Origin of the sequence: Cyanobacterium sp. Dongsha4, from assembly GCF_036345015.1 — a bacterium.
Lineage (GTDB): Bacteria > Cyanobacteriota > Cyanobacteriia > Cyanobacteriales > Cyanobacteriaceae > PCC-10605.
Genome location: NZ_CP084098.1, coordinates 3,456,834 through 3,483,422 on the forward strand (window position 1 = coordinate 3,456,834; position 26,589 = coordinate 3,483,422).

The following is a 26,589-nucleotide window of genomic DNA, read 5'->3' on the forward strand; positions in this document are numbered from 1 at the left end:
AATGAACTTTTTGACAATTTTTTTAACATCATTTGGACTAGCGATGGATGCTTTTGCGGTGTCTGTGGGTAGCGGTATTAGCCTCAAAAAAGTAACTCTTAAAGATGCCATCATTATAGGCACATTTTTTGGCGGATTTCAGTTTTTTATGCCCTTAGTTGGCTGGTTTGCTGGTTTAAGTTTTCGGGAATTTATTGTTAGTTTTGATCATTGGATTGCCTTTGGTTTATTAAGTATTATTGGTGGGAAAATGCTTTATGAGGCTTGGCAAGAAGACGATGAAGAAGAAGTAGGTACAGACTTTCGCAATTTATATGTTTTGTTAACCTTAGCCATTGCTACCAGCATAGATGCTTTAGCTGTAGGTTTGGGTTTTTCTGTGATTAAAACTCCCATTATTACTGCCGCCGTCATCATTGGTATTATTACCTTTTTGCTTTCTTTTTCAGGTGTATTTTTAGGAAGTAAATTCGGTCATTTATTTGAGAAACAAGCGGAAATAATCGGTGGTTTTGTACTAATAGGTATTGGTTTTAAAATCTTATTAGAACATCTTTAGAAATCTGTATTCATTTCAACATTTTTTGTTTTTTAAACAGACTAAAAATGTAGTTAACCCACTTTTTCCAACCATTTTTCAAAATCTGATATATTTTCAAAATCGAATAAATCCTCTGCTAAAGATTCTAATTGAGGAATAGAGAGCGATCGCACTGTCTGTTTTTGATTATCGGTTAAACTACCGAAACGGCGATTTAATTGACGAATCAGCAAATTGGCTTCTCCTTCCTCTAAGCCTTTTTGTATGCCTTCTTCCAAACCTTTTTGTATGCCTTCTTCTTTAGCCTTATCTTGCCAGTATTTGACTAAGGTTTCATAGGCATCTAATTTGGGCATAGTAGCAGTTTTTAAGTCAAACATAGTCAATATATCCTCTGTTTTTAATTGGGGTAATTTACTTTTTAGTATAGCTTCGATTAAAGTGAACTGTCTTTGGAAGTCTTCTTGGGTTTTAGCACTATTTAATACAAGATTTCCTAAGTGCTTAATTTCAGAATTTGGACTGACAATTAATCTGAGTAAAGCTAAATTAGGGCTTAATGTTTCTGTGTTTGATAATTCTTCTAGGTATAATCTAGTAATATTATTATTCAATAATATTTGATAAGGAACTTCTGAACCTAAATCATTATTTTTGTTTTTTAGTATTAATAAACCTTTCCACGGTCTTTTGATTTCATATTGACTTAAATAGAGAAATATCTCCGCAAAATATCGATGATAGAATTTGATGTCTTTTTGCATTTGTGCTTCTAAAAAGACTAATGGAATATTTGTATCATCAGATAAAGGAGTTAATAGTCCGTCTAAACGAAATTCTGTATCTTTAACAACTGGTGCTGTATATTCAAATTGACAGTTACTGGGAATTTCAGGTAATAATTCGGTAATTAAACTAGGTTGATTAATAAATATTTGGTAAAAAAGTTTATCGGTTTTCATTTTTCATCATTTCCTTAAACCAATCCGCCGTTATTTTTATTCCTTCATCTACGGTATAAGGAGGTTGCCAATTAAGGGTGTTTCTAATCTTACCACTATCCACCTGCAATGATCCTAAGAGGCGATCGCCTACTTCTTCTTTTCCTAGTAATTTTGTTCCTATTTTAATCAAGCTAGAAGGTATAGGTAATAATAAGGGGGTTTTATTCATGGCTTTCCCAATGCGTCTGATTAACTCAGGGGTTGACAAATCTTCTCCGTCACTGACAATAAAAGTCTGATTTTTAGCTTGGGGATGGTCAATGCAGGTTATAATGGCATCTACTAAATTACCCACATAAACGAGGCTACGGGAGTTATTAACGCCTCCTAGTGGAAGGGGTAAGCCTTTGGCAACTAATTTTAATAACCTCTCCATGTTACCCGGATTATTTGCACCATAAACAAGAGTGGGTCGTAGAATGGTATAAGTCATGGTACTGTTTTGACAAAGTTCTTCTAGGGCTTTTTCTGCTTTTAATTTGCTTTTACCGTAGGGAGTGTCAGGATTACAAGGAGAAGATTCCTTAATAATAGTATCGCTTAAAGTGATTACAGCACCGATCGAGCTTAGAAAGATGAAATGTTTTACCCCCATCTTAAGACATTGTTTCACCAGATTAATTGTACCTTCAGCGTTGATGCGATCGAACTCAGCTTCTGGATTAGTTACAGATTCTTGTAAAATGTGAGCCCTTGCCGCTAGATGGATAACAACATCAATGTTTTCTAAGGCATTTTTCCAAGAAGTGCGATTATCTATTTCTCCGATAACAATATTTTTATACTTAGAATAAGACTGAGTACGAAGTGCGATCTCTATTCTGTGGTTTTTTTGTTCTAATTTACAAAGAAGGTGATTGCCGATAAATCCTGTTGCACCAGTGATTAATATTGATTTAGACATATTTCTTTGTTTTTATATGAGATAAAAAATATTAACTCAAATCAAACAAAAAATGATTATTTCCCATTAACTAATTCGATTAAAGATTAATATTATGATTCTAATTCTAAACTAATTGTAACTACCTACATCAACTAAATTGATTAATCAATCAGATTAAGTAAATTTCATTTGTTACAGTACAAACGTTTCTTAAAAAAAATCCCCTCTTCACTTGACAACCATATCGCTATTTAGCAATATAAAAACATGGTGATAAATAAATCATCTAATTTGTACCTAGACAATCAAATAAGAAATCATAAACACATGACAACAACCATACAACGCCAACAATTATCTGTTTGGGAGCAGTTTTGTCTGTGGATCACATCTACCAACAATCGCTTATATATCGGTTGGTTTGGAGTTTTAATGATCCCTACTCTTTTGACTGCAACCACCTGTTTTATCATCGCTTTTATTGCCGCTCCTCTTGTGGATATTGATGGTATCCGTGAACCTGTTGCTGGTGCATTACTATATGGTAATAATATTATTACTGCTTCTGTTGTACCTAGTTCAAATGCGATCGGACTTCACTTTTATCCTATTTGGGAAGCCGCAACTCTTGATGAATGGTTATATAATGGTGGCCCTTACCAGTTGATTATTTTCCACTTCCTCATTGGAATTTATTGCTATATGGGCAGACAGTGGGAATTATCTTACCGTTTAGGAATGCGTCCTTGGATTTGTGTGGCATACTCCGCTCCCGTTTCTGCGGCTACTGCTGTATTGTTAGTTTACTCTATCGGACAAGGCTCTTTCTCTGATGGCTTACCTTTGGGTATCAGTGGCACATTTAATTTTATGTTTGTGCTTCAAGCTGAACATAATGTATTGATGCACCCCTTCCATATGTTGGGAGTTGCAGGGGTATTTGGAGGAGCGTTATTTTCTGCTATGCACGGAAGTTTAGTTAACCTCAGTTTTGGATAAGAAAACAGGCAGATAGTAAGCTGAATATAACAAACCATCAACTAACTACTGCCCTATGTTTAATTTAGATTATTTATTTTGTCATGTCGATGATTTCTGCCAACAATTTGAGCCTCAATGGCAACAAAAACTTATCTCTCATGGTGCTGTCCAACGTGTTCGTACTAAAAGTCTCTGTTTAAGTGAAATTATGACTATTCTCATTGCTTTTCACCAAAATCATTACCGTAATTTCAAACATTTTTATCTTAATCACGTTCAACAATATTGGACTTCTGCTTTTCCCAAACTTCCCAGTTATCAACGTTTTGTCCAATGGATTCCATCAACGATTATTCCCTTGTGTGTTTACCTCAAGCACTGTTTTGGTAACTGTACCGGAATTAGTTTTATTGATTCTACTAAGATCCAAGTTTGTCATAATCGCCGTATTCGCCAACATAAAGTATTTAAAAATTTAGCTCAAAGAGGCAAAACCTCTGTGGATTGGTTTTTTGGTTTTAAACTCCATCTGGTAGTCAATGAACTGGGGGAAATTGTGAATATGAGTTTAACCCCAGGTAATGTCGATGACCGTAAACCTGTAGTCGATCTTTTAAAAGAGCTTTGGGGAAAAGTTTTTGGTGATAGAGGTTATGTCTCACAAAAATTAGCCACAAAGCTACTGAAAGATTTTGGTATTGAGTTTTTTGCCAAACCCAGACGCAATATGAAGAACAAATTAATGAGACTTCATGACAAACTTTTATCTCGGAAACGAGCGATTGTCGAAACAATCAATGATCAGCTCAAAAACATATCACAAATAGAACATTCTCGTCATCGTTCACCAATAAATTTCTGTGTCAATATATTATGTGGGTTAATCGCATATTGTCATCAACCAAAAAAGCCCCACCTTTCCTTAGAATGGATTTTACCTCAATCTGCTTAACCAAAACTCAGGTTAGGGAAAATTACATTTAGCGGTAGATGAAAAAACAGGTGAAATTCTGGTAGCGGAGGTAACAACAAATGATTGTCATGATAGTGATGTACTAAAAAGTTGATTAGAAATAATTGAGGGTGAAATAGAACAAGTATCCACCGATGGTGCTTACGACAAAAGAAAATGCTATCAAGCAATAGAAGAAAGAGGGGCAAAAGCAATAATACCACCACAAAAAAAAGGCAAAAAATGGTCAGATATGGATGGCGACAGAAATAAAAACATTGACAGAATCGAAGAAATAGGAAGAAAAGAATGGAAACAAGAAAGTGGCTATCATCGACGTTCTATCTCAGAGACAACAATGTTTAGGTTAAAAACAATATTTGGAGGTAAAGTAAGTAGTAGAAATTTTGATAACCAGGCAGTAGAACTATTTGTTCAATGTCTGTTGTCTCATGAATGAGACAAATAGCTAAACCAGATAGCGATATAGTTAATAACAAATAAATACAAGGGTTGTGTGATCGAGCAGTGCTTCAGCTTCGCTGACATCGCACCTGTTGAAACAAAATTCCCTATTTATTAATTCATGCAACAAAGCCATTAATAACTCCTGACTCTTTACTTGTTTCTCTCTAATATCAAGTTCGGATGATCACTTATAATTAAAATAGTTGCATCTATATCAATAACAACGGCAAAAAAAGTAACTCTAGTCAATCATATTGACTTACCAGAACTCTACAAAAAGTATCGCTGTTCAAATAATCCTATTTCCCGTAGTCATTATCATATTATTTGGCTGATAGCACAAGGTCAAACAGTAAAGCACACTGCTGAAATTACTGGCTATAGCACTACTTGAATTTATCAATAGATATAACGATGAAGGAGTAAAGGCTTTGGGGATCAAAGAAAAAACCCTGCTGGAAAAGAAGCTTTACTCACAGATTTAGACCAAGTCAACTTGTGGCAAGTATTATCTAAACCTTCACCCTGTGGGGGATTATGGAATAGTCGAAAAGTAGCTGAATGGTTATGCCAATTAACTAAAATAATTCTTTAGTTTTTAATAATGTTTGATAAATGGCTTCAAATTGTTTTACCATTTCATTCGCATCAAATAAGCGGGAAATTTTGATTTGGGCATTTTTACCTAAACGATGTGCTTCATTAGGATTTTCGATTAGATACAACAAATATTCCGCTACTTGGTCAATATTTCCTGGCTCAAAAATTAATCCACACTCTTTATGGGTAATTACTTCGGGAATACCGCCTAATCTTGGTACGACTACTGGTAAACCAGTTATTGCCGCTTCGATCATTGATCTACCCATTGCCTCCCAAAGGGAAGTAAAACAGAAAATGTCAGAACTTTGTAGGATTTCAGGTACATTTTTGCAAGCTCCTAAAAATTTGACGTTGTTTTCTAGTTTTTCATTTTTGACTTGTGTTTCCAATTGCGATCGTAACTCTCCATCTCCCACTAATAAAAGTACGGCTTCAGGATGTTTTGCTACTACTTTCACAAAAGCGGAAATTAATAAATAAGGAGCTTTTTGAGGATCTAACCTCCCAACCATGACAATAACAGGGCATGATGGAGATAATCCTAAATTTTGACGTATTATATCTCTATCATATTTTTGAGTTAATTTGTCTAAATCAATGCCTGTATAAATAGTTTGGGAAGCATTCCAATCTAATAAACCATACTTTAGAGCTTCTTGACGATCTACGTCACTCAGTGTGGTGATGTAGTCACTACATGTTCTAACACTTTTTTCTAAAGAAATATACATTTGTTTTTGCCAACGAGGCATTTGATCATGAAAAGGAAAGCCGTGAATGGTATGGATAATAACGGAATCCCCTACATACTTAGCCGCCCAACGTCCTAGTAAACCGGCTTTAGTACTATGGGTATGAATAATATCAAACTTTTCTCTTTTTAATAGGGCAGTAATTTCCCAAAAGGCTGAAATATCATTGATAGGACTAATTTCTCGAACTAAGTGAGGAATAGGATGAAATTGATCACTCACCTCTTGTGCCCAATCTAACCATTCTCCATTTGGGTTTGACGCAACGTGAACATCAAATAAATCACGATCAAGTTTTTTGACAGTAATTAAAGTATTATCTTGGGCTCCACCCACTGCTAATCTAGTGATTAAGTGTAGAACTTTTATTTTTTTTGATTTTAAATTATTCATGATGATTTTTTTTCTGTCGCCAATGGGATAAATCTTTGGACATTAAATTTTCGACAAAGACTATATCAGACTCGTATAATTCTAAAAGATAATCGTATTCTTGATCGCTCAGAGGGATGATTCTTTCCTCTCCTCCTGTATATATTTTTTGTAATCCTAAATCTTTTAATTTTTCTACTAAATTGTGTAATTTATACTCTCGCATTTTGATTGCTACTTCCGAAGCTATTTTTGCTAACCAAGGATATTTAGACATCATCTGACTATTAATTTTTTCGGAAGCAATAATCGGTAAATCAATGATGGATATTTGTAAAAACTGACAAACCTCTTGCCATACTTGTTGAGGATTATCCTGAATATCATCGAGTAAAATTAATTTAACTTGTTTAGAGGTAAATTTATCTAACCATCGGGGTATATACTCAGCATAATGACCCGATGTGATGATACGAGGCATTTTTTCAATGGCTTCTTTAAATTGATTGCTAACTCGTCCTTTATTTAAATGATGACGATGTAAAGATATTGCTTTAGAAATAGGGTTTCTCAGGGAAATAATAATCTTACAGTCTGAATTAATAGCGTATATTCGCTCAATTGACTTTTCAAAATCAAAATAAGATGGTCCTATTTCTCCTATTATTTTATGACCATCTGTTGTTGAAAAATAATCACGATACCAATCTAATCCTTTGTTGTAGTACAAATCAAAAAACATGGTTTCTTTTGTACCTGAAGGCAAAGAAATAGAAGGATGACAGGCTAAAACTTTATTTAACCAAGTTGAACCTGTCTTTTGTGGTCCGATGCCGATAAAGTCCACTGAAAATTGTGTCATAAAAAATACCACTTCAGAATTCCTAATTAATGTCAATCGTAATTAAGTTTTAAGTAAAGTTTTATATCATCTTTATCTAAACAGTTACTATAAAATTAATGAATCTATCTTTCACTTATTTTGTGTAATCCCCGTTATTTATTGATTGAACAAAAGTTTGCCAAAATTCATTCCTACGTTGTTCTAATACATTGTGGCTATAATCACTTGCTCTTTGCCAATTTCTTTGTGCTTGTCGTTGTTGCCAATGACGATTATTTACCACTTTAACCAATAATTCTCCCAATTGATTAATATTCCCCGGAGTAATCAGGTTTTCTTGTTCTAATAATTCTGGAATACCAGCAACGTTAGAAGCAATACAAGGACAGCCTCTACTCATTGCTTCAATTAATGCCCTTGGTAAACCTTCCTTAAAACTAGGCTGAAGATAAATATCGATTTTATCCAACCATTGAAAAACAGATTCACCGCCAGGTAAAACACCATCAAAAAAAGTTACATCACCAATTCCCAATGATTTAGCTAGTTTTTCCCAATAATCAGCATCTCCCCCTCCTAAAACTCTAAACTCAAATATGGGCAATTCATCACGAACGTTTCTTAAAGCAGACAATACCGTTTGAATTCCTTTAAATTGCCCTCGGAGAGTACCAATTAATCCAAATATAACTTTTTTTTGTCCCGAAGAATTAATTCGATTAAGTCTTTCCCTTAAAACAGGAAGTGATGGCTGAGGAATTTGTACATTTGAGCAATTCGTGGTTTTTCCTTTATTACACGGGTAACGTTTTTGGAGAAATTGATCCGTTACGTATAAGACAAATTTAGATTTGGCAACTGCTTGTTTCATTCGCCAAGTTGAAATTGGGGCATACAATTTCCCCTGTAAACTGCCATAATTCCATAAGCCGTCCCAAGGACATCCCACCACTTCAACTGCCCAAGGTTTACCATAATGAAAGGCTCTATCAATAGCTAATAAACCTATTTCGCTAGGCAAACGAGCAATAACAGCATCGACATCTTGAAGAGATTTGTCCATTATATCGATGGTTTTTTTTCTCATCAATATTCGACTGGTAATATTGGAAATATTCGGCATTAATTGAAAACTAACCCTGTCGGCACTAGATTCAATTAAATCATGTATAGTCTTATTTTTCGGCTTTTTACCTAAACGACCAACAACAGTAACTCCATCAAATACTTTTAGATAACGACTCCAAAGAGAAGAATCAAATTGCGACTCAGAAAATACTTTTCTTTCATCTGGTATGAATCTATGATCATGTGCGAAAACAACTTTCATAAAAGAATTATTAATAAAATTGGAAACATAGTAGATAAATAAACAAGTGACCAATAATTAATATTGGTATCATCAACGAAATTAATTCAAGAATCTAAATTTCTTTTTGCCTCTCTATTTTTCGTTACTTCAAAAGTTTGATGTAACATCCAAATTATTTATTTATTAAATTCAGGAAAGCCGCTTCATAATGACTGACAATAACTTCTGGAGAAAAAGCTTTTGCTCTCGATATTCCCTGTTTTTGTAATTTTTCTTTTAACTGCTGATCTTGTAAAACTTTTAATAAGCAATTTGCTAAAGCATGAGGTTCTCTGACCGGTGCAACTAAACCATCAACATTATTAGTAATAATTTCTTGAGGTCCAAAAGGGCAATTCGTTGATACCACAGCAGTCTTGCAGGCCATAGCTTCCACTATAACATTACCAAATCCTTCATATAAAGAAGAAAGAGCAAAAACATCTGCTTTAGCGATATACTTATAAGGGTTATCTTTAAATCCTAAAAAATTAACAAAAGGTTTAAGATCTAAATTAATTATTTGTTGTTCTAATGAATTTTTCAGTTTTCCCTCCCCCAAAATCCAAAGTTCAGCAGGAATTTTCTTTCTAACTTCATAAAAAGCTTCTATAAGACAAGGATAGTCTTTTTGTTCAGTAAGTCTTCCACAAGAAACTATTATGGGATTTGAAGTCAATATGTTTGCCGGAAGGGGTTCTTGAGCTAGGCTTAATACTCTTTCATCAAAACCGATATTGTATATGACCTGTATTTTTTTTTCAATAGCAGGGACTATGTTTAACAAATCATCTAGTACTCCTTGAGATAGGGAAATAACTAAATCAGCTTTTGGATAAGTCATAGCAATAAACGGCAATAATGTTTTGTATTTGTATGACGGGGGATTTTGAACACAAAGCGACAATTTTGGTTTCGGATTTAATCCCAAACAAGTCAAAATTGCTATAACATTAGGCCTATCCATTACTGAACATACTATATCAGGTTGTTCTTTTTTTATTAATGCACGTAAAGGACCAATAGACTTTACTAAACGCAATGTATTGGAATTTAATTTTCCTGTGAGTAAATGATAAATTTTTATCTCAGGTTTGAGAAACTTTTCATAACTTCCTCCCGAGGAGGCTAAAGCTAATGAAACATGGAATTTTGTTTTGTCAATGTAGTTTAATAGACGAAGAAGATGCATTTCCGCACCGCCTTTACCTAAAGAAGAGGTGAAAAAAAGAATTTTATGAATTTTTGTCACGGATAATAGTAGTAGTTAAAAACTTGTTTTCAGTGTACATTAATATTTGACTTTGTTTACGTTTAAATTTTAACATCCCGAATAACCATAACAGGATAAGAGACGGGAAAAATTTGAGCATCCAGCCAATAATTGGACCACTACCAGGAGAAAAACTTGTCAAAGTCAATAAATATAAAAAAATTACTCCTGGTTTTCCTGCATGAAAGGTATAAGTTTTTACTAAATATCGATGAAATATACCAAATAGTATAAAAATAATTACAATTCCAAGGACCCCGAAGTTCCAGTAAGCCTCGCCAACGTTACCGGGTGGAATTCCCGCCGGAGAATTAAAGAATTCTTTTCCTGCAATTCCGCCAATAGCTCTAGGTTTATCTGGCCAAATACTACGAGGAATGAATGTTGTCGGGATAGCTAAGTATGAGTAGCCATATAAATAGTCAACCGTTTCTGGGACAAAAGCAAATAATGGATAAGTACTAGATTTTGTCCCTGCTCTTTTCACTAACTCTCCCTTGGATGACTCTGAGTCATCTTGACTCCCAAATGTTGACTCAATAGCTTCATTTATGTCTGTTAAAGCATTCCAATTAATGGTTTTATCACTACTAATACTACTACGAAAATTACCTAATAAACCAAGAGCAATTAAACCCAGAAAAAAATAGATTAGAATTTTACCCGCAATCATTTTTTGTTCTCTCAACATCCAAATACATAAAGCTGTACCGACAGGAATGATAATTCCTGAACGAGAGCCGTTAGTAAGGAAAGAAATGCTCATTGATAGACCGACACTAACCCAAAACCAGGGTTTGATTAATGCTAGTTTGTCGAGAGCAAACCATAATAAACAAGCGACTAACCCCAGTTGAATAAATGGTACAAATATAGCATCTCCTTGTGCGGTAATACTCTGAGTTCGTCCCCCTGCCCATGAGAGAAGATGTGCAATTAATCCCCCCCTTTTGTGAATAAACCAAATAAATAGGATAAAAGAAAAAGTGATAATAGCGAGAGCTTTAATTTCATATAATTTAGATTTTACCGTAAATAAATCCCGATGATAGCCTTTGACTTTGAACAGAAAAAAACCAGCATAGTAGGATACTAAAGCAAGAAATTCATAGAAAGAAATCTGCAATTGTAATTCTGACAATTCTTGAGAACTCCAACCTATGAGGGCTAAATTATATGGGAGAAAAAAACCAAATGCATCTACATCTCCCATCATTAATCCAGTTAGTTTATTTATCGTCTCTGGAATCTCGCGCATTGAAGAGAGAAGAAAGCCAAAAATTAATGGATGAAAAAGGCCATAACTCGGCTTTAATATCAGTGGCAAAGCGGAAAGCAAAAAATTAATTAAGATAATCAGGGAAGTAAAATCAAAACTAGAGTGAGGCGACAAAAATATATCAAGTAATTTGATTAAAAATAAAATTCCCAAAAATATTCTGATAATAAATAGCAGTCCTGGAGAGATTGAAACAAAAGGGTTATTTTTAAAGCTATTTGTTTTTTTCACTATCATTATATTAAAATAAGTTTAAAGTTTATTTGATCAGAAATTGATCTAAAAACCATTTTATTCTTTGACGATATTTATTTCGATATAAGTCTGGCTTATTGTTTTGTACTAATATGCCTATTTCGCTTGGCAAATTATTTTCCACAACCTGAATAACTTTAATATTAGCTTCAGGAGTATAATGTTGGCCATCATAAGTATTTGTCTTAGATGTGGTTAAAGATGATGGAATGGAGAAATCATACAATACATCAAAAAAACCACTTATTTCAATCATAGATGAAAGATATTTTTCTAATAAATTTTTGTTATAAAGCCTATTCACCACAGTCCAAGCAGATAGCGGTGGAGCATAACCAATAAAATATGCTTCGGGAAAAATCAATTTTAATTCTTGATACAGTTGAACAATTGAAGAATCATATTGTGCTTTTTCTTGTTGATTTGTTATTATTTTGGGATTAAATTTTCTCATTGGTTTTCTGATTTTAACTTCAAATGTTGAATCATAATAACGAGGTTGAGGTTTGATGGGATTAAAAAGAGTTTGAAAGGAAAAAATTGTGGTATCTATAGAGAAAAGAGTTTTATAGAAAGGAGTGGGTAACTTTTGAGAACGAATAAACTCCGGAGTTGTATTCTCTTGGGGATAAGTAAAATTAAATTCATCGACCCCGACATAGACAATTTTGGGATTAAAATTTAGAAATTTTATATATCTTGCATAGTCAATAAAATCTGTAATTTTTCCTGCACTGAAAGCAAAGTTAAAACAATTATGACCCGAAATTTGACTTGCTGGTAATAGTGTTGTTTTAGAACTTCCAAAAATTAGGCAATCATAGTCTGAAGTTCGATAATTATTCAAAAATAAGTTTACTTTGGATATGCGTTCATTAATAACACGATTAACCCCAGTAATTTGATTTCCTCGAAAATACCACAGTGGATCAATCATCCAATTGATACTCGTCAATATCAAAACAAATACGAATATTGTAATTAAGTAAGATTTCAGATAACTCCATAAAGATTTTTTTTTGGAGTTGAACAATATTTGTTCTTTAAAACGATTAAGAAGCATTTATGTATAAAAGATAAAAATATTAGCAATAAATATTAAAAATAATAATTCTAAAACTCAAAGTAAAGAAATGGACTTGTGCGACTCATACTAAAAATAGATAAAACAGTTATAACGCCCATGAAAAAAGCCCAAAACGAGTTAGGTTGCCATTGCCATATTTTTTGTTTTGTATTTTGGACGCCGAACAAGCTATATCTTCCAAGCCATTCTTGAACATTAGGAAAAAACCAAACAAACAAAAGCATTATTCCAATGATGAAAAGTGCAATTATTGTTTCAGAATAACCTAAAATATCGGATTTTATTCGCCAAGTATTGAACTCCAACATTGACGATAGTATTCTTAGACTTGATTCTATATCATTAGCCCGAAAGAAGACCCAAGCTATCGCCACACAAGTAAATGTAAGCAAAATGGATGTTAAATTGTACCAAGATCTTGTGACCCATAAACAATTTTTTGTCCATTGATGCCAGATACGATGAATAATAAGTAAACCCCCATGAATTCCTCCCCAGAAAATGAAAGTCCACCCTGCACCATGCCACATTCCTCCAAGCAACATCGTTATCATTAGGTTTTTATAACAATGTATTGCTCCTGAACGACTACCACCTAAGGGAATATAAAGATAATCTCGAAGAAAATTAGACAAGGTAATATGCCAACGACGCCAAAAATCTTGAATACTATTGGCTTTGTATGGAGAATTAAAATTAATTGGGAGATTAATTTGTAACATTGCACCCAATCCCAAAGCCATGTCACAATATCCAGAAAAATCAAAGTACAATTGAAGTGTGTATGCTAAAACGCCAATCCAACTATCTATAAAAGTAATATCTAAAGAATTTGATGCCCTATCGAATAATGGATTTGCGTATTCTGCTAGGCGATCAGCAATAAACAGTTTTTTAAAAAGTCCCACAAAAAAAATAGTAATTCCAATCATAAATTTTTTAATGTTAAATTTATGTATGACTGAATTAGCAAATTGAGAAGTAAGTTCTTGATAGTGAACAATGGGGCCAGCAATTAACTGAGGAAAAAAAGTTACAAATAGAGCATAATTTGGAAAATTAGAACATTTTTGTCCTCGAAAAATATCTACTAAAAAGGCTATTTGTTGAAAAGTAAAAAAAGATATTCCGAGAGGAAGAATTGTATTGCCTAGAGTAAAACTAGATTCGATAAAACTACCAGAAATAGATATGAAAAAGTTAGCATATTTGTAATAAAACAACAATCCTAGATTAAATACTAATCCTATTGTAAGAACTGATTTGCGAATACTTGTACTCCATTGTTTTTGTTGATATAACAAAATTCCTAATAGGTAGTTGATAACAACAGAGACTCCAATCAAGGATAAATATTTTGGATTCCACCACCCATAAAAAAATAAAGAAGCTATTAACAACCAATATACTGCCCATTTTCTTTGACCTGAATTCACGAATCTATAAAATCCGATTAAGACAATCGGAAGAAAAATAAAAATGAATTCATAGGAATTAAAAAGCATAGATGATTACTTACTCCCAAGATGATAGATTCAAATTAAAACACTTTGCCAATTCACGGTTAAACGGTTCAAAATATGAATCAAGCTCTGTCAAGGTTTGCTTATCTTCATCTTTCTGTTTAGAATTGGTTTGCGTAGTTTGGATGCTTATGTAAACATTGCGTGCAAGTTCCTTGAATGTACTTGGTACAAACCGAGATAAATTTTGCACTTGACGATGCAAACTTAAGTTTTTAACTCTATAAGTTTTATTTTTATGTTCGAATGAATAGGAATCATAAAAATCAGAATAGATACCTATTTTATGGCAAAGACTTTTCATGAACCGACGGGGATCTTGAATTAAATCCTCAAATAGTAATATATGTAGATTTTGAGACGGAAAAACATCTATCCATTTTTTTAAATAATTGACATAACAACTATAATTAATATCGTTATACAATACATAAGAACTCCCCATATGATTACAATACATTCTAAACTCTTCTAAGGTTTTGGTTTGAATTAATTTAACATATTCACTGAAAGTTAGATTTTCATTTAAACGAGCTCTATTATTACGAGTAAATTGATAAGAAGAATATACTCTTTGGGAGGGTTTTCTCAAAACAAAAATAACGTTAGGAATACTCGGCAATTCTGACAAAATTTTGACGGCCGTTTGTTGGTAAAGATAGTGAGTTGTGGCATCACAAATATAATTTTTACTAGCATTATGAAAATATTTTTCATAACCTTTCAGTCCACAATCGTGATAGTTATTATTAGGAATACAAAGGGGATGATCCTGATCCATTAGAAAAAATGTTTCTTTCGGGTTTGAACCACATACATCTGGATGATCAACAAGCCAATTAAAAATAGAGCTTGTCGCACATTTTGGGGCACCTCCGATAATCAAGTTAGGAAGTTTCATTTTTTATTTCCGGAATCAATAGTTAATTAATTGATGTTTACCTTGAAAAATTCGCAATTTTTTGAGAACTCGATAGATATTATAAGACAAAGGATAATTCGCTAATTGTGCTAATTTTCCCTTAAGAGCACCTTGGTTAGTTATACCTTGCGGTAATGGTTTATCTTTGATTGCCTGAATATCTAAAACGTAAGCTGGTTTATCCTTGAGAATCCAATAACCAGGATAAGGATAAAGACGAGGCAAAGGATTTGTTAACTTGCCCCATTCTACAATTTGAATCGTACTGCTGAAAGGTTCAAACGCATTTTTGATCGCTTCAATATCACCTAGCATAAACTCTTTAGTACCATGAAAGTGGATAGGAACATTCATCATAACCTTACCATTGGGTTTACAAACTCTAAAACATTGGTATAAACCCCATGGAATACTACAGGCATTTTCTCCCCAGTGTTCCATCGTTTGATTACCAATAACTATATCAAAATAATTGTCTTCATAAGAAAGTTCTGCGAGATTCTCAATTCTAGTAGCAACTGTTTGTTTACCAATATATTCTTTTTTAGGATCAATACCTTCATAAGTCGCTCCTATTTGTTGGCAATATTGTTTTATCTTATTCCACGAACCACATCCGACATCCAAAATTTTCATTCCGGGTTGAATTTGCTTTAAATACATATCCACTATTGGAATCATACAAGCTCCTAAAGGAGGAGGAGGAATTTGACGTCCAAGGGTTTGAAGGGCTATAGTATGAGCTGAACAGTTTAAACCTTGACGCATTGTACAGTCACTACAAGTAATTATCATTTTCTATATATAGATTTTTGAGTAAATTTTATATTAAATTTATCGTTTGATGTGTTTTCAGTATTAACTTAATCAAGTATGTCATTCATTACATTGACACCGATTATCTTAACTATTTATGGTTAGTTCTTGAAGATTCAAGTAAATCTCTTCGTATTGATTGACATTATACTCAGAAAATAAATTGCGAGCTACTGTAATACTTTGTTTTCTCATTTGATTTAATAAAGCTGGATTTTTAGATAATTTGGATACATTATCCGCTAATGATTTATAGTCATTTAATTCAACAACTTCCCCACACTTATTCTCTTGTAATATTTCCTTGGCGGAACAAACTGCAAAAGAAACGACTGGTGTTCCGCATGTTAAACTTTCAATCATACATCTAGCTAAACCTTCCCGAATGGATACTACAATTATTATGTCAAGAGCTTGATACCATTGCTCTACTGTGGAACAATATCCGACAAAATCAATATAATCCTGTAATTCCAATTTTGCTACAGTTTCTTCGCACTTTTTCGCATATGGATTCATTGCTGGTTGAAAATCGCCCACTAAATACAACTTGCTCTTGGGAATATTCGACTTTAAGAGTTTTGCTCCATTTCTAATCAGTTCTAATTGATTTTTTTTTGGATTGACTGAAGCTATATAGCCAATAGCGAAAGTGGCCTCGTCTATTCCCAAATTAGATCTTAACTCTTTTTTATTTTCTGGAGATATAGGATAAAATCTTTCTACGTTGACAGAACTATAAATATAATTTATTTTTTCTTGTTTCTTTATTTTCAGCGCATTTTGAATGTAGGTTTTCATCTCTTGTGATAAAACTAGGATTTGATCACTTAACTGAGTGACTAAATGCCATTTCCAGTTATAAGTTTCTGAAGGCTTTTTTGTATCACGAATGTTAAAAACTATTTTTGTCCCAGTTAATTTTGAAGGGATGATTCCTTGAAAGGCTCCTTGTATGTCATTGAAATGCACAATTTTCACTTGGGATTTTTTGATGAAACGATAAAGATATAAATTATTTTTTAACCAACGGATGATTTCTTGGAGAAAATAAGGAAGAAAAATATTCTTTTTGGGGGAAGGATCATGTAGAGACGGAAGTAAATAGACTTTTATTCCAAGATTTTCCCATCTCTTGTTCATTGGTAAATCTAAATTAGTCAATATAATGGGATTAAATTTCTTTAATCTCTCAATGACTAAGGTAATACTTTCTACTCCTCCGTTACCACGACCAGTTTGACAGACAACGAACAGTAACGAATTTTCTACTTTATTGACATTTATCATAATTCAATCTTAAATCCTGTGAAGAAGTTATGGTAGTTACCATAACACTCTTTCTTATTTTTTATTTCTCATTTTGTAAACAAAAGTAGAACATAGCCAAGACTCGAATATCGGGGCTACTCTAAACTTAGGAATTCTAGCCTTCCCCCAAGTTAATGCTTTTAGTAATCGATTGATACCAATCGCAGAACCCATAGAATTGCTTGACTCAAGAATAAAACCCGCATCTTCTAACAGTTTTAAAAATTTCTTGCGAGTAAAAAAACGATAGTGATACCCTTCTTCTCTAACGTCTTCACCAAATAGATAACTCAATCTATCCAAAATGTAACTAAAATTGGGAGTGCTAATAATCAAAATACCATCTGGTTTTAAGACTCTGTGAATTTCCCTTAATAAATTCTCCGCTGGAACAATATGCTCGATAACATCTAAACACACAGCTACATCACATTTGTTATCTGATATTTCTGTCAAACCCTGATTCAGATCTAATTGAGTAGCTTCATAACCCATAGTTATTTCTCTGTTTACATTGTTAATGTTTCCGTCAATGAGAATTGTTTTATACCCTTTCGATCTCGCAATACCCGTGAATTCGCCGGCTCCACCGCCGATATCAATAAATATTTGCCCTTTATTACTTTCATTTAAGTGAGGTAACAATGCACTAGCAAAAGAATATCTCAATCTGGAAGGATCATATTCTCTTATCTGATTTATGTCTTGGCGACTATGTTCAGTATTAACAATAATCATTTTTTCTTGTTTGTCATTTGCCATTAAATTTTCTCCTGATAATTGCTAGATACCCAATTCTAATTCCATGTTGTCAAAATATGTAACAATGTTAGTATATTTTTTATATTTTGTTCAAATTAATTCAATTGAGATGGAAGGACTATTCTAACCAATGGGAAAGATCTTTCTGTAGCAAACTTTGTAGTAATAGTATGTCTTCATGGTATATATCTACTAGTTTAGATTTTAACTGTGTGGAAATGGGATCAGGTTTTGTTAATAAGATATTGTCAAGTTGAGACCTTATAAGGTTAACAGAGAATTTTTTAATTTTTGACGGTATTAAATTCAAAAGTTTATTGTTTCTGAATAGAGAGTTGTTTTTTTGCCAGAAAATATGGTACACGCCTTTGTTTTTCGGTATTCCAGAACGGTTGTTTTTGCTGGTGATGGAACTGAAGTCAAAAGAGACATCAACTCCAATGAACGAAAGTAAGTCTTTCATTAGCAATGTTGGGTTATGGCAAAGATCATCGAACAGGTAAATTTTTATCTGATCAGGATCAAAGCGATTGAAGTAAGGCAGTAGATTTCGGTAGTAAAATCCAGGATCAAGGTAGCGATGAAAATACTGATCATGACCAAAGTAAATGTAGTTGGATTCCATCTTTCTGTCAACAATTGTATTTTGATCTGAGTTTTTCTCGATTCCTATCTGTTGAGCATAAACAAAGTGAGAATATGCCCGATCAACAGGATTCCTTAGAATTGCTATTAATTTCATTTTCGGACAATATTTACTGATGTTCTTAGAAGCAATTTCTGATGAAATAAGGTACCCTGGTGACACTTCTCCTATCGCTAAATGTTTAACAGGATTATATTGTTCAAAATATTTCCTATAATCTTCTATATTTAAAACAGGTTTAGTTATTGAGGAAAGGGAAGTAAGTTTTTTGAGGTTGACTACTTTTTCATTATCTGTACAAAAAAAATGAATTTCTTTTCGGGGACTCATAAAAACTTGGGGATGTTCATTCAAATACTTGTATAAACTTGTAGTGCCGGATTTAGCTGCACCAATAATCAAAAAGTTAGGTAAAGTCATGATTCTTAATTGTGATTAAAAAAATAAAATTAGGGTTTGTCATATATTCATATATTTTTATTACTGGTTACAGTAATTTTGCGAGTAAAGAGAATCAGTAGAGTAAGAAGACAAAAAAAATTCTCTCATACTAGCTATTTGGTCTTCAGTTTTACATGAAAAAGTTTGTATAAACTATGGATTTCATTTAAATACTCTTAAGCTATTTTTCTAAAAGTACTTGAGTTTTTAAGTAATTCTTTATATGTACCCTGAGCTATAACTTGTCCGTTACTTAATTCAAAGATTTGATCGCAGTTTTCTACAGTACTTAATCTATGAGCAATTAAAATAATTGTAAACTGATGACTTAAACTTTCAATTGCCTTCATTACTTCCTTTTCCGTTGCATTATCTAAAGCACTGGTAGCTTCATCAAAAACAATAACAGAAGCGTTACCATATAATGCTCTAGCAATACCAATACGCTGTCTTTGCCCTCCACTAAGACGAATTCCCCTTTCTCCAACATAAGTATTATATTGTGCGGGTAAACTTTCAATAAAATCTTTTATTTGGGCTAATTGAGCGGCTTTTTTGACCTGTTCTAAGTTAATTTCTTCATAAGGAACTCCAAAAGCTATATTTTCGGCAATTGTACCATCACTTAGAAAAATATACTGCGGTACGTGAGCAATATTTTTTTGCCACTGGTATAATTTTTCGCCCTCCAAGGGTAAACCATCTATTAAAATATTGCCTTTTTGAGGTTCTAACAATCCTAAAATTAAATCTGTGGTGGTGCTTTTTCCGCTACCTGTACTACCAACAAATGCTACTGTATTTTTACTTTTAATAGTTAAGTTTAAATTTTTTAAAACCCAATCTGTTTCTTCTCCATAACGAAACCAAACATGATCTAATGTTAAAGTTTTCTCTAAGGGCAAAGTTTGTAATGATTTAATTGCTGAAAGGGTTAATTTATCATCAATAGGTCTTCTTAACGCAATTAAAACTCTTGTAATAGATGCTTTTGAACCGATTATTTTCGCCATGGAATTGAATGCTTCTTGTAAAGTAGGTAATAATTTTTTTGCACCTAGGGCAAGGCTACCTAAAATCGGAACTACTTTGCTAAAATCTCCATTTTTTCCTAAATTTAATGCTAAAAGTGCGATCGCACACAAAGCAAGAGCTTCGATAAAAAATTTTGGAGATTGAGAAATTATATTGTTAGTAGCTTTTGCTGTTTTTAAATCGTACTCAGATTTTTGATACGCTTTTTCAAAAAATTCTTGATTATGACGTAAAAGAATATCTCTAATTCCACCTATTCCTTCCTGAACTACTTTAATTTTTTTTTCTCCCGCTTGAGTTATAACTTTACTGTTTCGTTCTAACAATTTGCGGCGAAAACGATATATTATTAAATAAGCACCCCCCAAAATAATTGCCGCACTAAAGGCTATTTTGCCGTCAACAAAAATAAAAGTGCAAATGAGTGCCGGTATGATTAATGAGTTATTGATTAAAGCTACGAGAGGGATTAATACACTCTGAGTAAGAGAATCAGTATCTAACGTTACTGTTTGAATTAAGTTACTAGAGTTTTGTGAAACGTGGAAGCTATAAGGTTGTTGCAAAGTTTTATTATAAATTTGATTACTAATATCAGCACCAATAGCAGAGGCAAAGCGAATTCGAAAATGAAGTGTTATTACTCGCACACCATTTGCTATTATCACGGCGAAAATAAATCCAATTGCTAATACTGTAATTAACTTAACTGGTGTTTCGATAGTAAAAAAATTAAAAATGAATTTCAAGTTGGGATTATTTAACATACTTTCAGGATTGCTAAATGCACTCAAGAAAGGGAAAATAGAACCAACGCTTATCATTTCACTAAGAGAAGACAATAACATTAATATGAGTAATAAAAACATTTGTCCTCTACGACGAGAAGGTAAATAGTTCCATAGCTCTATTAAGTCTCCAATCAAAGAACTATTTTTCTTATTTTGAGATTGTTTTGATTTAGACATAAATTTTTACTGCTGTTAAAATACACTGTATTTACCTATAAAATAAGAGGGTTTTTTCTCTTATAAGAATAGTATTAGAAAGGTTTTTCAATAATTATTGTTACTTCAAGAAAAGAAATTTGTTAAGGATTATACGTCAATTATGTACAAAATACCTAAAAATTAAAATAATTTCTCTCTAGCTTATCTATCGTTAATACCTATTAGACTACAAAATCATACATATTATTGAATTATGAATACTTCCAACTTGGTTATGATAATACAAGTTCAATATCTTTAGCTTTACTTTTTGGAAGAAACAAAATTTAAGTTAGTTAAAAGAAATTACGAAAAAATTTGAACATTCTGTTAGAATATCGGTCATTAACTTACGTTAACCTGTAATTGCCCATCTATATACAAAATGTTTCCAGAAGTACTAATCCGCTACACTCCAAAATATAATGAAATTTCGGGAAAACATCGAAGAACAATACTCTTTTGTCTTGATGGTATTCTCTCGATTATTTCTTTACTCTTCGCACTCAGTAATTTTTATGGTCTTCCCCATAATTTTGGCTTATTTTTTGATTTTTTTCCATTATTTGCCATTTATATTGGTCTAAAACTTTTAATTTTCCGCTCATTTCACTTATATCGTTCTGTAATTAGATATACGGATCTGAGTTTAGTGTTCACAGTGACGAAGTCAGTTATAGTAAGTACTGTATGTGGAATTTTCTTAGTTTCCATATTTGCTCCCGAAGAAATTGCCGAATCCGTTATTGTCATGGATGGGTTGACAGGGGTGGTTTTGGTTGTATTATTGAGAGTTATTCTTTTTTCTTTCATCAAATCAGTCAATCGCAAGAATAATACCACTATATCTGTACAAGAAAAATTAATTATATATGGGGCAGGTTCGGCTGGTTATCAATTGGCTAAAAGTATAGAACATGAACCTAATTATGAAATAATCGGTTTTACTGATGACAATCCAGAACTACAGGGGCGCATTCTTTGTGACTTCCCTATTTTTTGTCCAAGAGACTTGTCTTTGGTATATGAAGAGAAGCATTTTGATAGCATTATCTTTGCTATTCCTAATCTAACAACATTAAGGCGTAGAGAAATAGTTGAAGATTTACAATCATTACCTGTTCAATTTAAAAGTATCCCTAATCTTAATGATGTTATTTCGGGCAAAACTTCTATCAAACAATTAGGGAATATAAATATTAAATCTTTACTCGGTAGAGAGGAAATTAATCCGAAAAAAGATCTACTCAGATCAAACATAACCAATAAAACTGTTTTAGTTACAGGTGCTGGTGGTTCTATTGGTTCTGAATTGTGTCGTCAGATTATTCAACTACAACCAAAGTCAATTATTTTGTTTGAATTGAGTGAATTTGCTTTATACAGTATTGATTTAGAATTAAGGGCAAGAGACTTTGATGTAACTATATATACTTATTTAGGAAGTATAACTGATGAGTCTTATTTTCTGGATATTTTGCAAAAACATCAAGTAGATACTGTTTACCATGCGGCCGCTTATAAGCATGTTCCTCTAGTGGAAATAAATCCGTGTGTTGGGATATATAATAATGTTTTTGGTACTTTAGTCACAGCTCGAAGTGCGATCGCATCTGGGGTAAAAAATTATGTACTTATATCAACAGATAAAGCTGTTAGACCAACCAATGTAATGGGTGCAAGTAAAAGAATTGCGGAACTAATCATACAGGCTTTAGCCGCCAGAGAAAATACGAAAACAATTATGACTATGGTACGCTTCGGTAATGTGTTAGGCAGTAGTGGTTCTGTCGTTCCACGTTTTCGCCAACAGATTAGCGAAGGAAAGCCAATAACTTTAACCCATAAAGATATTACTCGTTATTTTATTTCTATACCAGAAGCAGTTAGTTTAGTTATTCAAGCCGGTGCTATGGCAAAAGGAGGTGAAATCTTTTTGTTAGAAATGGGCAAACCTGTCAGAATATATGATTTAGCTGTGAAAATGATAGAATTGAGCGGAATGATTCCCGAAAAGGACATTCCTATTAAAATTGTCGGATTGAGACCGGGGGAGAAACTTTACGAAGAATTGTTAATAGATACAAATAAAAGTAATCCCACTCAACACCCTCAAATATTTTCGGGAAATGAACCAATGATGGAATGGGAAACTTTGAATTATCATTTAGAGAAATTATTGACTTATGCTGAACAAAAAAACTGTCAAAAAGTTATTGATATAGTAGAAATTTTGGTTCCAGAATATCAACCATCAAAAAGAAAAGAAGAATCAAAGTTGTCAAATTAGAAAATAATACTTTATATTTATGGGGAAAGACTTTATAAAAGGCTAGTTCTTTTATTAATACTTAGGTAGATCTATTTAAACAAATTATCTTAATAATGAAAACTACTGAGATTATCAAAAATTTTTATTCTAGGAGAAACACTAAATAAAGACAATTTATCGTATGTTTTACCAAATATAAAAAATAAATATATATATATATAAATACCATATAGTTTGTTGCTATGTTTTTAAATAATCCCAATAATCCAGAAAAAGTTCCGGCTCAGATTGATACGCAGAGTAAATTACTTTATTTGAACTCTAATGATGTTGACACTGATGATGAAATAGATATTGGTGAGCTGATAAGGTTACTCAGAAGAAGGGGCTTGATTATTTTGGGAACGACAATTGCTCTTGCCTCTTCGTTATCGGCTTGGATACTCGCAAAACCAACAGTGTATGAAGGGACTGCCACATTATTAGTTGAACCCTTGAACAAAGATAATGCAGATTTAAGTTTTATAACTCCGATTAATCCTTTTAAATCCAATGAATTGGATTATCAAAGCCAGATAAATGTTTTAAAAAGTCCTTCGGTCATGAACACAATTGTTGAGCAAATTCAAGCTCGCTATCCGAAAGTCGTGTATAGAGCACCTGAGAATGAAGGGGAAGAAAATTTACAAACGAAACTTTCTGTTCAACAAGCTGAACAGACAAAAATAATAGAAGTTAGCTATAAAGATAAGTCTGAGGAAAAAATACTATTTATCCTCAATCAAATAGTTGATGGTTATTTAGAGTATCAAGCCAAGGAATATGTGAGTAATCTTTCTCAGGCTATTGATTTTACTGAGGAACAAATCAGTAGAGTTCGCCTTGAAGTAGCAAGTTTAGAATCTCAACTAGAGAATTTTCAACAAAATAATAACTTAATCGATCCAAATTCTCGCAATCAAGCCTTAACAACTCAAGCAACTTTTCTGGCAGAAGAAAGTGAAAAGGTTCAAATTGAACTTGATGGGATGAAAAAATTGGCTCAGGAGTTGGAACAAAAATTAAATTTAACACCCCAACAAGGGGTTATAGTGTCTCGTCTTAATACAGAACCGTACTACGCCAAGCTAATTGAGCAAATTAAGGAAACTGAAACCCAAATCGCTTTAGAAGGTTTACGTTTTGGCTTTGAACATCCCAGTGTAAAAACGTTAGTGGCAAAAAAAGATGAGTTAGTTGCTTTGTTAAATCAAGAAACTCGTAAAATTCTTGGCTCTGGAAATTATAATCTTTCACTCGATTTTTTAACTTCTGTTTCTAATAATGTAGAAACTACTCAACAGTTTTTTGATGTTAATAATCAAATACAAGTTTTAGAAGCAAAACAAAGAGGTTTAGATGAGGCTTGGGAAAGACTCAATTCTCAAATTAAAAATTTATCTACGACTAACAAAGAGTATTTTCAACTTCAAAGAGAATTAACTACGGCAAATGAGAGCTTGAATAGACTTTTAGCTCTTAATGAAAATTTACAAATAGAGGTTGCAAGGCAGTCTTCTCCTTGGAAATTAATTACACCCATAGATGAAACTATTATTAAAGATGTGTCTGGCACATCAAGAAAAATAGCTTTAATTTTGATTGCTAGTTTGTTTTCAGGAGCGGTGTTAGGCTTATTAGTTGATAAGTTAGATTCTTCTTTCCATACGGTAGAAGATGTTAAAAGTAGTGTTAAATTACCTTTGCTCGGAGTGATACCCCATAATAAATTTTTAACAGATATTACAAATAAGAAAAAGAAACGATCTGATAGCATTCCTAGTTTAAGCAGTAAAAGCGTCTTTGATGATGAGTCTATTACTTTTAGTTTAGATAGTTACTGCTCTTTATACACTAATATAAGTCTATTAAGTTCAGACACTTCTATTCGTTCGATTGTGGTGGGAGCGGCAGAGGCTAGTGAAGGAAAATCGACTACATCTTTGTTTTTGGCAAAGGCGGCGGCACTTTTAGGGCAAAGAGTTTTAATTGTGGATGCGGATATGCGAAAACCAAAAATTCATAATTATTTGGGGATCAAAAATAAAATTGGCTTGAGTAATTTAATTGCTGAAGATATACTCCCTGAAGATGTTATTCAGTCTTTTGATGATGGTCTTTCTGTGATTACTGCAGGTTCAAAACCTCCTAATCCTACCCGCCTAATCGCTTCTCGTAAGTGGCAAACTCTGATGCAGAAGTTTAAGCAGGATTTCGATTTAGTAATTTATGATACTCCTCCTTTGATGGGTTTCTCTGATGGTAAAATATTGACTCCTCTTACGGATGGTTTAGTTTTTGTGGTTAGAATTGGTAAAACTCGTCGTCCTAATGTACAACAGGTAATTAATGATTTACAGGTTTCTAAGTTGACAGTTTTGGGAATGGTGGCTAATGGTGTTAAAAATTATATGGGGGGTGCTTATTATGGTTATTACAATTACAAAAACTATTACAATGATGAGCGTTAGGGGTGTTTAAAAATTAAGGGTAGAAATTTTTAGTTTTCGAGCATTTGTGCGATCGCACCTAGTTTTTGTAAACTAATGAGGGCATTTTTAATTAATTTTACTGCCTTCCACGGTTCTTTTAAAAATGCGATCGCAACTTTCCCGTTATTTAATTTGCCATCAAGAGTAATAGCTGAATTCAAATCAGGTACATCATCATCATAATTATCGCTAACAACCCTAATCACCGAAACAGACTGAAAATAATTTAAAAGAGCAAAACTTTCCATATCCACGATAGACGCACTGGTTTCTTGAAACAGGCTCTTTTTTTGACTAGATTTGTTAATTAATGTATTAGTAGTTAACCCCTTTACTGAAGAACAATTTAACTTATTTTTCAGATATTTATTTAACTGTGAATCACAATTTTTAGTGACGACATTACCTTCATCTAAATAACAACAACTTTCATAAATAACCACATCTCCCACTGAATAATTAGGGCATAAACCTCCTCCCAAACCGATTAAAAGAATAGATTTGTCTTTGGGAATTTGACTATTTTTTAAGAGATTATTAACTGGGTTAATTCCGATGGGAATAGGAAAAATTTTACTCTTTAAATCAGATGAGAATAAACTTTTTTGAAGGGCTTTTAACTCTTCTCCATCGCACACAAAAATATAATCAATCATGGCTCTCTTACTGCTCGTCATGTAAATTATTGGTTAG

The 26,589-nt window shown here is 32.8% G+C and carries 21 protein-coding genes and 1 pseudogene; 6 read left to right on the top strand and 16 right to left on the bottom strand.

Annotation, left to right across the window (positions count from 1 at the left end; genetic code table 11):
- Position 1: 1 nt before the first annotated feature.
- The gene (locus Dongsha4_RS14850) at positions 2–559 is read left to right on the top strand and encodes a manganese efflux pump MntP family protein (protein ID WP_330203103.1); all 558 of its coding nucleotides are present in this window, start codon (positions 2–4) and stop codon (positions 557–559) included.
- Between the two features lie 53 nt (positions 560–612).
- Here the strand turns inward: Dongsha4_RS14850 and Dongsha4_RS14855 are convergent, their stop codons facing one another.
- Positions 613–1,503, bottom strand: a complete 891-nt coding sequence (locus tag Dongsha4_RS14855) for a DUF2887 domain-containing protein (protein ID WP_330203104.1) — start codon at positions 1,501–1,503, stop codon at positions 613–615.
- Positions 1,490–2,449: an SDR family oxidoreductase gene (locus Dongsha4_RS14860; protein WP_330203105.1), complete on the bottom strand. Its 960-nt coding sequence runs from the start codon at positions 2,447–2,449 to the stop codon at positions 1,490–1,492. The genes Dongsha4_RS14855 and Dongsha4_RS14860 overlap by 14 nt, the downstream gene beginning before the upstream one ends.
- Positions 2,450–2,758: 309 nt before the next feature.
- Here Dongsha4_RS14860 and Dongsha4_RS14865 point away from each other — a divergent pair.
- The 3 genes and pseudogenes from Dongsha4_RS14865 to Dongsha4_RS14875 form a co-directional block, all read left to right on the top strand.
- Positions 2,759–3,421 (top strand): annotated as a pseudogene (locus Dongsha4_RS14865) (Photosystem Q(B) protein 1); the annotation flags it as partial.
- Between the two features lie 64 nt (positions 3,422–3,485).
- Positions 3,486–4,364 (top strand): IS982 family transposase, encoded by an 879-nt coding sequence (locus Dongsha4_RS14870; RefSeq protein WP_217983190.1) that lies wholly within the window; start codon positions 3,486–3,488, stop codon positions 4,362–4,364.
- Between the two features lie 136 nt (positions 4,365–4,500).
- Positions 4,501–4,824 carry a transposase gene (locus Dongsha4_RS14875; RefSeq protein ID WP_330205453.1) on the top strand — a complete coding sequence of 108 codons (324 nt, stop codon included), beginning with the start codon at positions 4,501–4,503 and terminating at the stop codon, positions 4,822–4,824.
- 586 nt (positions 4,825–5,410) lie between these two features.
- Here the strand turns inward: Dongsha4_RS14875 and Dongsha4_RS14880 are convergent.
- The 13 genes from Dongsha4_RS14880 to Dongsha4_RS14940 all read right to left on the bottom strand — a co-directional run bounded on the left by Dongsha4_RS14880 (position 5,411) and on the right by Dongsha4_RS14940 (position 21,072).
- A complete protein-coding gene (locus Dongsha4_RS14880; protein WP_330203106.1) occupies positions 5,411–6,580 on the bottom strand; it encodes a glycosyltransferase family 4 protein in 1,170 nt (389 codons plus the stop codon).
- Positions 6,573–7,421, bottom strand: coding sequence for a sulfotransferase domain-containing protein (locus tag Dongsha4_RS14885; protein WP_330203107.1), 849 nt, complete (start codon positions 7,419–7,421; stop codon positions 6,573–6,575). Before Dongsha4_RS14885 ends, Dongsha4_RS14880 begins: the two co-directional genes overlap by 8 nt.
- Before the next feature lie 115 nt (positions 7,422–7,536).
- Positions 7,537–8,733 carry a glycosyltransferase gene (locus Dongsha4_RS14890; protein ID WP_330203108.1) on the bottom strand — a complete coding sequence of 399 codons (1,197 nt, stop codon included), beginning with the start codon at positions 8,731–8,733 and terminating at the stop codon, positions 7,537–7,539.
- A gap of 154 nt (positions 8,734–8,887) precedes the next feature.
- On the bottom strand, positions 8,888–10,006 hold the full coding sequence (locus Dongsha4_RS14895) for a glycosyltransferase (protein ID WP_330203109.1): 1,119 nt from the start codon (positions 10,004–10,006) through the stop codon (positions 8,888–8,890).
- Positions 9,990–11,537 carry an O-antigen polymerase gene (locus tag Dongsha4_RS14900; RefSeq protein WP_330203110.1) on the bottom strand — a complete coding sequence of 516 codons (1,548 nt, stop codon included), beginning with the start codon at positions 11,535–11,537 and terminating at the stop codon, positions 9,990–9,992. Before Dongsha4_RS14900 ends, Dongsha4_RS14895 begins: the two co-directional genes overlap by 17 nt.
- 28 nt (positions 11,538–11,565) lie before the next feature.
- On the bottom strand, positions 11,566–12,498 hold the full coding sequence (locus Dongsha4_RS14905; RefSeq protein ID WP_330203111.1) for a hypothetical protein: 933 nt from the start codon (positions 12,496–12,498) through the stop codon (positions 11,566–11,568).
- 176 nt (positions 12,499–12,674) lie between these two features.
- Complete coding sequence (locus tag Dongsha4_RS14910) at positions 12,675–14,084, bottom strand: MBOAT family O-acyltransferase (RefSeq protein WP_330203112.1); 1,410 nt, start codon at positions 14,082–14,084, stop codon at positions 12,675–12,677.
- A 79-nt stretch (positions 14,085–14,163) separates the two neighbouring features.
- Positions 14,164–15,072, bottom strand: a complete 909-nt coding sequence (locus tag Dongsha4_RS14915) for a sulfotransferase domain-containing protein (RefSeq protein ID WP_330203113.1) — start codon at positions 15,070–15,072, stop codon at positions 14,164–14,166.
- A 15-nt stretch (positions 15,073–15,087) separates the two neighbouring features.
- The gene (locus Dongsha4_RS14920; RefSeq protein WP_330203114.1) at positions 15,088–15,888 is read right to left on the bottom strand and encodes a class I SAM-dependent methyltransferase; all 801 of its coding nucleotides are present in this window, start codon (positions 15,886–15,888) and stop codon (positions 15,088–15,090) included.
- Positions 15,889–15,996: 108 nt separating this feature from the next.
- Positions 15,997–17,199: a glycosyltransferase gene (locus Dongsha4_RS14925; protein WP_330203115.1), complete on the bottom strand. Its 1,203-nt coding sequence runs from the start codon at positions 17,197–17,199 to the stop codon at positions 15,997–15,999.
- 54 nt (positions 17,200–17,253) lie between these two features.
- On the bottom strand, positions 17,254–17,982 hold the full coding sequence (locus tag Dongsha4_RS14930) for a class I SAM-dependent methyltransferase (protein WP_330203116.1): 729 nt from the start codon (positions 17,980–17,982) through the stop codon (positions 17,254–17,256).
- 118 nt (positions 17,983–18,100) lie between these two features.
- Entirely contained in the window at positions 18,101–19,048 is a 948-nt protein-coding gene (locus Dongsha4_RS14935; protein ID WP_330203117.1) for a sulfotransferase, read from the bottom strand.
- A gap of 197 nt (positions 19,049–19,245) precedes the next feature.
- Positions 19,246–21,072: an ABC transporter ATP-binding protein gene (locus Dongsha4_RS14940; RefSeq protein WP_330203118.1), complete on the bottom strand. Its 1,827-nt coding sequence runs from the start codon at positions 21,070–21,072 to the stop codon at positions 19,246–19,248.
- 682 nt (positions 21,073–21,754) lie between these two features.
- Between Dongsha4_RS14940 and Dongsha4_RS14945 the strand changes: the two genes are divergently transcribed.
- Both Dongsha4_RS14945 and Dongsha4_RS14950 read left to right on the top strand, forming a co-directional pair.
- Entirely contained in the window at positions 21,755–23,383 is a 1,629-nt protein-coding gene (locus Dongsha4_RS14945) for a nucleoside-diphosphate sugar epimerase/dehydratase (protein ID WP_330203119.1), read from the top strand.
- Positions 23,384–23,607: 224 nt separating this feature from the next.
- The gene (locus Dongsha4_RS14950) at positions 23,608–25,875 is read left to right on the top strand and encodes a GumC family protein (RefSeq protein ID WP_330203120.1); all 2,268 of its coding nucleotides are present in this window, start codon (positions 23,608–23,610) and stop codon (positions 25,873–25,875) included.
- 29 nt (positions 25,876–25,904) lie between these two features.
- Here the strand turns inward: Dongsha4_RS14950 and Dongsha4_RS14955 are convergent, their stop codons facing one another.
- The gene (locus Dongsha4_RS14955; RefSeq protein WP_330203121.1) at positions 25,905–26,552 is read right to left on the bottom strand and encodes a hypothetical protein; all 648 of its coding nucleotides are present in this window, start codon (positions 26,550–26,552) and stop codon (positions 25,905–25,907) included.
- Between the last annotated feature and the right edge of the window lie 37 nt (positions 26,553–26,589).